Source organism: Gordonia neofelifaecis NRRL B-59395 (assembly GCF_000192435.1).
GTDB classification, from domain to species: Bacteria; Actinomycetota; Actinomycetes; order Mycobacteriales; family Mycobacteriaceae; genus Gordonia; species Gordonia neofelifaecis.
The window spans coordinates 292089-303354 of sequence record NZ_AEUD01000004.1; the positions used below are offsets into that span (position 1 = coordinate 292089).

Annotated in this window: 9 protein-coding genes; all 9 read left to right on the plus strand. The window is 68.9% G+C overall.

Annotated elements, in window-relative coordinates:
• Positions 1-31 precede the first annotated feature (31 nt).
• The 9 genes from argJ (at position 32) to tyrS (ending at position 11179) form a co-directional block, all read left to right on the plus strand.
• Entirely contained in the window at positions 32-1258 is a 1227-nt protein-coding gene (gene argJ, locus SCNU_RS07140; protein ID WP_420795020.1) for a bifunctional glutamate N-acetyltransferase/amino-acid acetyltransferase ArgJ, read from the plus strand.
• Entirely contained in the window at positions 1255-2163 is a 909-nt protein-coding gene (gene argB, locus SCNU_RS07145) for an acetylglutamate kinase (protein WP_009678683.1), read from the plus strand. The genes argJ and argB overlap by 4 nt, the downstream gene beginning before the upstream one ends.
• Positions 2160-3350 carry an acetylornithine transaminase gene (locus SCNU_RS07150; RefSeq protein ID WP_009678684.1) on the plus strand — a complete coding sequence of 397 codons (1191 nt, stop codon included), beginning with the start codon at positions 2160-2162 and terminating at the stop codon, positions 3348-3350. Before argB ends, SCNU_RS07150 begins: the two co-directional genes overlap by 4 nt.
• 3 nt (positions 3351-3353) lie before the next feature.
• A complete protein-coding gene (gene argF, locus SCNU_RS07155; protein WP_009678685.1) occupies positions 3354-4286 on the plus strand; it encodes an ornithine carbamoyltransferase in 933 nt (310 codons plus the stop codon).
• A complete protein-coding gene (locus SCNU_RS07160) occupies positions 4286-4813 on the plus strand; it encodes an arginine repressor (protein ID WP_009678686.1) in 528 nt (175 codons plus the stop codon). Before argF ends, SCNU_RS07160 begins: the two co-directional genes overlap by 1 nt.
• A gap of 159 nt (positions 4814-4972) precedes the next feature.
• Positions 4973-6418, plus strand: a complete 1446-nt coding sequence (gene argH, locus SCNU_RS07165; RefSeq protein WP_009678687.1) for an argininosuccinate lyase — start codon at positions 4973-4975, stop codon at positions 6416-6418.
• A gap of 184 nt (positions 6419-6602) precedes the next feature.
• Entirely contained in the window at positions 6603-9608 is a 3006-nt protein-coding gene (locus SCNU_RS07170; RefSeq protein WP_009678688.1) for an AMP-binding protein, read from the plus strand.
• A gap of 72 nt (positions 9609-9680) precedes the next feature.
• Positions 9681-9899: a Trm112 family protein gene (locus SCNU_RS07175; RefSeq protein ID WP_009678689.1), complete on the plus strand. Its 219-nt coding sequence runs from the start codon at positions 9681-9683 to the stop codon at positions 9897-9899.
• Complete coding sequence (gene tyrS / locus SCNU_RS07180; RefSeq protein ID WP_040517855.1) at positions 9896-11179, plus strand: tyrosine--tRNA ligase; 1284 nt, start codon at positions 9896-9898, stop codon at positions 11177-11179. The genes SCNU_RS07175 and tyrS overlap by 4 nt, the downstream gene beginning before the upstream one ends.
• Positions 11180-11266 lie beyond the last annotated feature (87 nt).

Here is an 11266-nt window from a genome sequence, read left to right on the forward strand (position 1 = left end):
AGACACCGTGACCGATTCCGCTCCCGACCCGATCCCCGTGCCGGACATCGATCTGCTCGTCGGCTCGCGCATGACGCGCAGGCAGGGCGTGACCGCGCCCCTCGGTTTCCGTGCCGCGGGCATCGCCGCGGGGATCAAGGCGAACGGCAACCCAGATCTCGCGCTCGTCTTCAACGAGGGCCCCGACCTCGCGGCCTCGGCCGTCTTCACCCGGAATCAGGTGAAGGCGGCGCCGGTGCTGTGGTCGCAGAAGGTGCTCGAGAACGCCTCGCTCCGCGCGGTGATCCTGAACTCGGGCGGCGCGAACGCGTGCACCGGACCCGAAGGCTTCCAGGACACTCACGGGACCGCCGAGGCCGTGGCGGCGACCCTGTCGAACTGGGGAACCGAGACCGGTGCGGTCGAGGTGGCAGTCTGCTCGACGGGACTCATCGGCGAGCGGCTGCCGATGGACAAGGTCCTCGCGGGCGTCACCGAGATCGTGCACGAGATGGCCGGCGGGATCGAGGGCGGAACCGACGCCGCGTACGCCATCATGACAACCGACACCATCCCGAAGCAGGTGGCGCTGCACCATACCGGCGGGTGGAACGTCGGTGGCATGGCCAAGGGCGCGGGGATGCTCGCGCCGTCGCTCGCGACCATGCTCGTGGTCCTGACGACGGACGCGAAGGTGAGCGCCGAGTCCGTCGATCTCGCACTGCGCCGGGCCACCGCCCGGACCTTCGACCGTCTCGACGTCGACGGTTCGATCTCGACCAACGACACGGTGCTCCTGCTCTCCTCGGGCGCCAGCCAGATCGAGGTGCCGCAGGCCGAGCTCGACGCCGCGGTATTCGCCGTCTGCGACGACCTCGCCGGCCAGCTGCAGAACGACGCGGAGGGCGTCACCAAGCGGATCGCGATCACCATCACCGGCGCCGTCACCGAGGACGACGCCCTCGTCGTCGCGCGTTCGGTGGCCCGGGACTCGCTCGTCAAGACCGCGTTGTTCGGTTCCGACCCCAACTGGGGGCGCGTGCTGGCCGCCATCGGCGCCGCACCGGTCACCATCGACCCGGATCGGATCACCGTGTCGTTCAACGGTTCTCCGATCTGCAAGAACGGCACCGGGGTGCCCGGAGCGCGGGATGTCGACCTCTCCGGCGACCGGATCGAGGTCGTCGCCGACCTCGGTCTGGGTGATGCCGAGGCGACGATCCGCACCACCGACCTGTCGCACGCCTACGTGGAAGAGAACTCGGCCTACTCGTCATGACGGAAATCAGCACGACACTCGATCCCCTGCAGAAGGCCGGCGTCATCGCCGAGTCCCTGCCCGCACTGCAAGCGCTCCACGGCAAGCGCGTCGTCGTCAAGTACGGCGGCAACGCGATGGTCGACGAGGACCTGAAGAAGGCGTTCGCCGCCGACATGGTGCTGCTGCGCGCCTGCGGCATCCACCCCGTGGTGGTGCACGGCGGCGGGCCCCAGATCTCCGCGATGCTGAAGCGGCTCGGGCTCGAAGGCGAGTTCCGCGGCGGCTTCCGCGTCACCACGCCCGAGGTGATGGATGTGGTGCGAATGGTGCTGTTCGGACAGGTGGGCCGTGAGCTCGTCGGTCTGATCAACGCGCACGGTCCCTATGCGGTCGGTATCACCGGCGAAGATGCGCACCTGTTCACCGCGAGCCGTCGGACGGTCGTCGTGGACGGCGAGGCCACCGACATCGGACTGGTCGGCGACATCGCCGCGGTCAACACTTCGGCTGTCGACGATCTCATCGCGGCCGGGCGGATCCCGGTCATCTCCACCATCGCGCCCGACGCCGACGGCCAGGTTCACAACATCAACGCCGACACCGCGGCCGGCGCCGTCGCCGCCGCGCTCGGCGCCGAGCATCTCGTGATGCTCACCGACGTCGAAGGGCTCTACACCGACTGGCCCGACCGTTCGTCGCTGGTCTCGACGATCACCGCGGGCGGAGTCGAGACGCTGTTGCCCGGTCTGGACTCCGGGATGGTCCCCAAGATGGAGGCCTGCATGCGCGCCGTCCGGGACGGCATCGGCGCCGCACACGTCATCGACGGCCGCGAACCGCACTCCGTGCTCGCGGCCCTGCTCACCGCGTCGACGTCGGGAACCACCGTCGTCGCAGACGATCTCGAAGGAGGGCGGTCGTGACCGCACCACTGCAGCAGCGGTGGTCCGCTGCGCTGATGAACAACTACGGCACGCCCGGCGTGGCCCTGGTCCGCGGTGAGGGCGCGGTCGTCTACGACGCCGACGGCCGCGAATACCTGGACCTGCTCGGCGGCATCGCCGTCAATGCCCTCGGCCATGCCAATCCAGCGATCGTCGAGGCCGTCACCGAACAGCTGTCGACGCTCGGCCACGTGTCGAACCTGTACATCTCACCGCCCGTGGTGGAACTCGCCGAGCGGCTCGCCGCCGCTATGGGTCATGAGGCCCGGGTGTTCCTGTGCAACTCCGGAACCGAGGCGAACGAGGCAGCGTTCAAGCTGGCGCGCCGCACCGGGCGGCCGCAGATCATCGCCGCCCACGGCGGGTTCCACGGCCGGACGATGGGCGCACTGGCGATGACCGGTCAGCCGACCAAGCGCGGGCCGTTCGAGCCGATGCCCGCGGGCGTCGACTTCGTGCCGTACGGCGATGCCGAGGCGCTCCGGGAGGCGGTCACCGATCAGACCGCGGCCGTGATCCTCGAGCCCATCCAGGGCGAGAACGGCGTCGTGGTGCCGCCGGCGGACTACCTTGCGCAGGCCCGGGCGATCACCGCGGAGCACGGTGCGCTGCTGATCCTCGATGAGGTGCAGACGGGCATCGGGCGTACCGGCTGGATGTTCGCGCATCAGCGGGCCGGCATCGTGCCCGACGTCATCACACTGGCGAAGGGGCTGGGCGGCGGGATGCCGATCGGTGCCTGCATCGCGACGGGCCGGGCTGCGGAACTGTTCGAGCCCGGCCAGCACGGCACCACGTTCGGCGGCAACCCGGCGTGCGCCGCCGCAGCGCTCGCGGTTCTGCGCTACATCGACGAGCACGACCTCCTCGCGCACGTCGAACGCGTCGGCAAGGCATTGGCCGGAGGCATCGAGGAGCTGAACCATCCGCAGATCGCCGGGGTCCGCGGCGAGGGACTGCTGCTCGGCGTGGTGCTGAACTCCGACATCTCGGCCTCGACCGAGAAGGCGGCCCGGGCCGCGGGCTATCTCATCAACGCGCCGGCGGCGAACGTGCTGCGTCTGGCTCCGCCCCTGATCCTCACCGACGAGCAGGCTTCGGCGTTCGTGGCCGACCTGCCCGGCATCCTCGACGCGGCGACCGCCGAACAGACCGGAAAGGCCTGACCCATGACCCAGAACTCAGTGCGGCACTTCCTGCGCGACGACGATCTGACGCCTGCCGAGCAGGCCGAGGTGCTCTCGCTGGCGGCGCAGATGAAGCGCGACCGGTTCGCCTTCCGGCCCCTCGAGGGCCCGCGCGCGGTCGGCGTCATCTTCGACAAGAACTCCACGCGGACCCGCTTCTCCTTCGAGGTCGGGATCAGCCAGCTCGGCGGTCACGCGGTGGTGGTCGACGGCGCGAACACCCAGATGGGGCGCGACGAGTCGTTCGCGGACACCGGACGCGTGCTGTCGCGGTTCGTCGACGCGATCGTCTGGCGCACCTTCGGTCAGGATCGCCTGGAGGCGGTCGCCGAGTACGCCACCGTGCCGGTGGTGAACGCCCTGTCCGACAGCTTCCACCCGTGTCAGGTGCTGGCCGACCTGCAGACCATCATCGAGCGCAAGGGGAAGGCGGCGGGACTCACCCTGACGTACTTCGGCGATGCGGCGAACAACATGGCGCACTCGCTGATGCTCGGCGGCGTCACCGCGGGCATGCACGTCCGGATCAGCGGCCCCACCGCGTTCCAGCCCGACCCGGCGGTCGTCGAAGCGGCGAAGCAGCGTGCAGCGGAGACCGGCGGAAGCGTCGAGATCATCGGCGATCCCATTGTCGCCGCGACGGGCACCGATGTGCTCGTGACCGACACGTGGGTCTCGATGGGGCAGGAGGCGGACGGACTAGATCGCATCGGCCCGTTCCGGCCGTACCAGATCAATGCCGAGCTGCTGGGGCACGCCGCCCCGGACGCGATGGTGCTGCACTGCCTGCCGGCCCACCGAGGCGAAGAGATCACCGACGAGGTGATCGACGGTCCGGCCAGCGTCGTGTTCGACGAAGCGGAGAACCGACTGCACGCGCAGAAGGCCCTGCTCGCCTGGCTGATGGACCGCTAGTGAGCGCCCCGGGGCCGGACCGAGCCGCCGCCGGACGAGCCGAATCGGCGCGTCTGGCGGCGACCAGGGCGGGCAGACACTCACGGATCGTCGAGATCCTGTCCGCGCAGGAGATCCGCAGCCAGGGCGAACTCCAGCAGAAGCTCGCCGAACTCGGTGTCGAGGCGACGCAGGCGACGATCTCGCGCGATCTCGATGAGCTCGGCGCGGTCAAACTCCGTGCCGCGGACGGCGGTGTCGGCGTGTACATGGTGCCCGAGGACGGCAGCCCGGTCCGTGGAGTCTCGGGCGGCACCGACCGCGTGTCCCGGCTGGTGTCGGAGCTGTTGGTGTCCACCGACTCGTCGGGTGACATGGCGGTGCTCCGCACGCCGCCCGGCGCCGCGGGCTACCTCGCCAGCGCGCTCGACCGCGCGCGACTGCCCGGCGTGGTCGGCACCATCGCCGGCGACGACACGATCTTCGTGCTCGCACGCCGTCCACTGACCGGCGCGGATCTCGCGGCGCGTATCGAAGGCCTCGTCTGATCGCGACGGACTGGCTGCCGGGTACGAGGCATCGAGCCTTAGGCTTATCGGGTGAGCCGCCGAGCGCAGCGAGGCAGCGCATCGAGATCCGCACCGACTTCCGCACGATCACCGAATCAAGCTGAGCCGAACAACCACACCGCGAGGAGTACCGCCCTCATGTCGACTTCCGACTCCACCCCCGAGAACAGCCACGAGGGCACCAACGAAGGTGCGCTCTGGGGCGGCCGGTTCGCCGACGGCCCGGCCGCCGCGATGGCGGCACTGAGCAAGTCGACGCACTTCGACTGGGCGCTCGCGCCGTACGACATCCAGGCGTCCAAGGCGCACGCTCGCGTCCTCGCGAAGGCCGGGCTGCTCACCGAGTCCGACGCTGAGGCGATGCAGGCCGGACTCGACCGCCTCGCCGCCGACGTGGCGGAGGGGACGTTCGGCCCCGCGGAGTCGGACGAGGACGTGCACGGCGCTCTGGAGCGGGGGCTGATCGAGCGGGTCGGTGCCGAGCTCGGCGGTCGTCTCCGTGCGGGCCGCTCGCGCAACGACCAGGTCGCGACCCTGTTCCGCATGTGGCTGCGGGTCGCGATGCGGCGCGTCGGGGCCGGGGTGCTGGACCTGGCGCAGGCGCTTGTCGATCAGGCCGCGGCGAACCCGGGCGTCGTGATGCCGGGCAAGACCCACCTGCAGGCTGCGCAGCCGGTGCTGCTGGGGCACACGCTGATGGCACACGCCCAACCGCTGCTGCGCGACGTCGCACGACTGGTCGACGCCGATCGGCGCGTCGCGGTCTCGCCCTACGGATCCGGCGCGCTCGCGGGCTCGTCGCTCGGCCTGGATCCGGCCGCGATCGCCGCCGACCTCGGATTCGACAGCGCCGCCGACAACTCGATCGATGCGACGAGCTCCCGAGACTTCGCCGCCGAGGCCGCGTTCGTCTTCGCGATGACCGCGGTCGACATGTCGCGTCTCGGAGAGGACGTCATCCTGTGGAGCACCCCGGAGTTCGGTTATGTGACGCTCGCGGACGCGTGGTCGACGGGGAGCTCGATCATGCCGCAGAAGAAGAACCCGGACGTGGCCGAGCTGGCACGGGGCAAAGCCGGTCGCGTGATCGGCAATCTCACGGGGCTGCTCGCGACGCTGAAGGCGCAGCCGCTGGCGTACAACCGTGACCTGCAGGAGGACAAGGAGCCGGTGTTCGACTCGGTCGCGCAGCTCGAGCTGCTGCTGCCCGCGATGGCGGGACTGGTCGGCACGCTCACCTTCCACCCCGAGCGGATGGCTGAGCTGGCGCCCGCCGGGTTCACGCTCGCCACGGACATCGCGGAATGGCTTGCGCGACAGGGCGTTCCGTTCCGAGTCGCACACGAGGTCGCGGGGGCCTGCGTCCGCGAGGCGGAGAGCCGCGGCATCGGCCTGGACGAACTCGACGACGAGACCATGGCCGCCATCAACCCCGCGCTCACCCGGCAGGTACGCGAGGTGCTCACCGTCGAAGGCTCCATCGAATCGCGGAGCGCACTCGGTGGCACCGCGTCGTCGCAGGTGGAACGGCAGATCGCCGTCGCGAACGCGACGATCGCCGACCTGCGCGCCGCGCTCGGCTGACCACGACCACCGGTCGAGAAGCCGGGCCGGTCGTGGCCGAGGCCACCTTCGCTCGGGACACACATCTGCTTCACAGTCGGTAGCGTCCGTGACAGATTCGGCGACTAGTAAACTGCACGTGCTCGCACACGCCGGCGACGTCGGATCCTGCGGAGCATCAGTAGTGGTGAGGGGAGTTACCGCGGTGAAGGGCCTGCCAAACGTCGGCGGAACGGTCGGACGGATCGTCGCGACCGCACAGAACGGTCTCGAAGTCATTCGGATGGGCGGTCTGGACACCGGCACCGAACCGACGCCGTACAAGGTCGTCGAGACCGAGAAGATGTACCGGCTGCGGCGGTATTTCCCGGACGATCCGGGTGACGGATACGCCCACATCATCCTGATTCCGCCGATGATGGTCTCGGCCAACGTCTACGACGTCACGCAGCAGAACGGCGCGGTGTCGGTGCTGTACCGGCACAAGGTGATCCCGTGGGTCGTCGACTTCGGCTCGCCCGACCACGAAGAGGGCGGCATGGAACGCACCCTCACCGACCACGTGGTCGCGATCAGCCGGGTCATCGATCTGGTGCGCAGCGTGGTCGGCCGGGACGTCCACCTCGGCGGCTACTCGCAGGGCGGGATGTTCGCGTACCAGACGGCCGCGTATCGGCGCTCCGAGGGACTGGCCAGCGTGGTCACGTTCGGCAGTCCCGTCGACGTCCTCGCCGCGCTGCCGCTCGGCTTGCCCGCGCAGCTGGTGGTACCGGGCGCCGAGTTCGTCGCGGACAACGTCTTCAACCGACTGTGGATCCCGAGCTGGCTCGCGCGAACCGGTTTCCAACTCGCCGACCCTGTCAAAACCGCCCGCAGCCGCATCGACTTCCTCCGCAAACTCCACGATCGTGACGCACTGCTGCCGCGTGAGGACCAGCGCCGATTCATCGAGCAGGAGGGCTGGGTGGCCTGGTCGGGCCCTGCAGTCGCCGAACTCCTGCGCCAGTTCGTGGTGCACAACCGGATGATGTCGGGCGGCTTCGTCATCGATGGCGAAGTCGTGTCGATGACCGAGATCACCTGCCCGGTGCTGGCCTTCGTCGGTGAGACCGACGACATCGGTCAACCGCTCGCCGTCCGCGGCATCGTCAGGGCCGCACCCGACGCCGACGTCTACGAGACCGCGGCCCCGGTCGGACACTTCGGTCTGGTCGTCGGTTCCAGTGCCGGACGCTTGACCTGGCCGACGGTGGGCGAGTGGATCCAGTGGCGCGAGGGCAACGGCGAGCAACCCGCCGCCGTCACCCCGATGAGCCGGGTGCGCAACGAATCCGGCTCCGGCATCAGCTGGAGCAACCGCCTGACATACGGCGTCGGACAGGTCGCCGGCGCGGGCACCGCCGTGTCCAAGGAACTCCTGGAAGCCGTCAGCTCACTCCAGCGGACGACCCTCGCGGTCGCGACGGAGTCGGTGCGGACCGTGCCTCGGTTGTTCCGCCTCGGGCAGATCCAGCCGTCCACCCGGGTCTCGCTCGGCAAGCTGATGAGCGAGAACGCGAAGCGCACCCCGCACGACGAGCTCTTCCTCTTCGAGGACCGAGTACTGACGCACACCCAGGTCAACACCCGTATCGACAACGTCGTCGCAGGTCTCATCGAATGCGGGATCCGGCCCGGCGTGCACGTCGGCTTGATGATGGAACCGCGGCCGTCCGCACTGGTGACCGTCGCCGCGCTCTCACGACTCGGGGCCGTCGCCGTGCTGATGTCGTCCAGCGAGTCGCTTCCCGAGATGCTGACCATGGCCGAGACCCGGGTCATCGTCGCCGATCCGGTACACCTCGACCGCGCGGCCGCGGCCTGCGATCGAGTCCTCGTCCTCGGTGGCGGCAGCGGTGAGACCCGCGCCATCGAGCGTGCCGACGGCGAACACATCGTCGACATGGAGCAGATCGATCCCGCGCGCGTGCGGCTGCCCGTCTGGTATCGGCCGGATCCGGGACTGGCGGGCGACCTCGCCTTCATCCTGTTCACCGAGACCCAGGGCCGGATCAACCGGTGGTCGATCACCAATCACCGGTTCGCGATGTCTGCTTTCGGGGCTGCGGCCGCGGCCGGCCTGTCGAACCGGGACACGGTCTACTGCCTCCCTCCGCTGCACCACGCGTCCGGCCTGCTGACCACCCTGGGTGCCACCGCGGCCGGCCGGTCGCGGATCGCCCTGTCGACCGGATTCGATCCCGACCGGTTCTCCCGTGAGGTTCGCCGGTACGGCGTCACGGTCGTCTCGTACACCTGGAACATGCTGGCGGACATCCTCGACGATCCGGGCTTCGATCCGGGACAGCTGGGGAGCGTCCGGCTGTTCATGGGATCGGGGCTGTCCGCGGGGCAATGGACCGGCCTGCGCGAGAAGCTGCCGTCCGCCCGGGTGCTCGAGTTCTTCGCCACCGCCGACGGATCAGCGATCCTGGCGAACGTCGACGACACCAAGATCGGCTCGATGGGACGGCCCCTTCCCGAGACCAACCCGGTGCGCATCGCTGCCTACGACCCGGCGACGGGTCGGATGGAGGTCGACAACGACACCGGACTGGTCCGCGAGGCCGGACCGCGGGAGATCGGCATGCTCGTCTCTCACGCCGGTCAGCGGTTCGAGGCCGCCGGTCTCGTCCTTCGCGACGTCTTTCGTCCGCACGACCGCTGGGAGGTCGGCGGAAGTCTGTTCCGGGCCGATGCCGACGGCGATCTCTGGTTCATGGGTTCGGTCCAGAGCGTGATCCACAGCGCAGGCGGTTCGATGTATCCGGTGCCGATTCAGCAGGCGCTGTCGATGATTCCGGACGTCAAGCTGGCCGCGGTCTACAGCGTGGGCGAGGTGGGTTCCCAGGTCGCGGTAGCCGTCGTCACGCTTCGGCAGGGGGTCACTTCGCTGACGCCGACGCAGATCCGCGTCGGGCTGGGGGAGCTTCCCGCGGAACAGCGTCCGCATCTGGTGTGGATCGCCGATTCGATCCCGCTGTCGGAGGCGTTCCGGCTGATGACGGGGAAGATCGCCGCCCGCGGGATGCCGAAGCCGGGATCCAAGATCTGGTACCGAGATGCCGAAGGGCGGTACCGCCGCTACACGGCATCCGCGGCCGCCGCGATCGACTGGACGGTCCCCGGATCGGCCGGGACCGCCGCAGACGGCGACGCCGCTCGGGCCTAGTAGCCTGATCCGGGTAGACGTCGCCGCCACCGACCGGCGCGCGGCCGCATCGACGAGACGAAGTGGGAGCTGATGGCAACACGTGCCGAGGGCATCGATCCGGTGGTCCGCGATCGACTGGTGTGTCCCCAGGATCTGGGTGAACTGATCAACGCGGGTGACGAGTTGTACAACCCGCGCCTTCGGGTCGCCTACGCCATCGACGAGCACGGGATCCCGAACATGCTGATCGACGACGCGCGCGCGGTCTCCGACGAGGAGCATGCGCGGATCACCGGAGAGGACGCGTGAGCACCACAGTGTCAGAGAACATCCTCGACGACCTGATCTGGCGCGGTCTCATCGGACAGACCACCGACGAGAACGATCTGCGCGAGGCGCTCGACAAGCCGATCTCCTTGTACGCGGGTTTCGACCCGACAGCCTCCAGCCTCCACGCGGGGCACCTGGTTCCGCTGCTGACTCTCCGCAGGTTCCAGCTGGCGGGTCACCGTCCGGTGGTGCTGGCAGGCGGTGCGACGGGACTCATCGGCGATCCGCGCGACGTCGGCGAGCGCACGATGAACTCGTCCGACACCGTCGCGGACTGGGCGGAGAACATCGTCGGTCAGCTTCAGCGGTTCGTCACGATCGACGATTCCGACAACGGCGCGTTGCTGGTCAACAACTTCGACTGGACCGGACCGATGTCGACCATCGAGTTCCTGCGGGACGTCGGCAAGCACTTCTCGGTGAACGTCATGCTCGCCCGTGAGACGGTCAAGCGGCGGCTGGAATCCGACGGGATCAGCTACACCGAGTTCAGCTACCTGCTGCTGCAGTCGAACGACTACCTGCAGCTGTACCGCAAGTACGGCTGTGTCCTGCAGATCGGCGGCTCCGATCAGTGGGGCAACATCATCGGCGGCGTGGACCTCATCCGCAAGGTCGACGGCGGAAGCGCACACGCGCTGACCGTTCCGCTGGTGACTTCTGCCGACGGCAAGAAGTTCGGCAAGTCGACCGGCGGCGGCAGTGTGTGGCTCGATCCCGAGCTGACGAGTCCGTACGCCTGGTACCAGTACTTCGTGAACACGGCGGACGCCGATGTCATCAAGTTCCTCAAGTGGTTCACCTTCCTGCGCCGGGAGGAGATCGAGGAGCTCGAGCAGCTCACGGCCGAGAAGCCGTTCCTCCGCGAGGCACAGAAGCGCCTGGCTCAGGAGTTGACGACCCTCATCCACGGTGCGGACCAGACGGCCGCCGCCGAGCTGGCCAGTCGCGCACTGTTCGGGCGCGCCGAACTGAACGATCTCGATGAGCCCACGCTCGCCGCCGCGCTGGGGGAGACGGGCCTCGCGGAGTTCGACGCCGGTGCCACGCCGTCGATCGTGGAGTTGCTGGTCGCATCCGGGCTCGCCGACAGCAACAAGGCCGCTCGCCGGGCCGTCGACGAGGGCGGTGCCTACGTGAACAACGTCAAGGTCACGGACGCGGACTGGATGCCGGCTTCGAATGACCTGTTGTTCGGCAAATGGCTGGTCCTGCGCCGCGGTAAGAAGACGTTCGCCGGCGCCAAGATCGGCGCCTGACCGCACAGTCGGACCGCTGACCTGGCGATTTGGGACGCAGCCGCAAGGGTGTGTAACTTATTCCAGGTCAGCGCGTCGGTGCTGGCG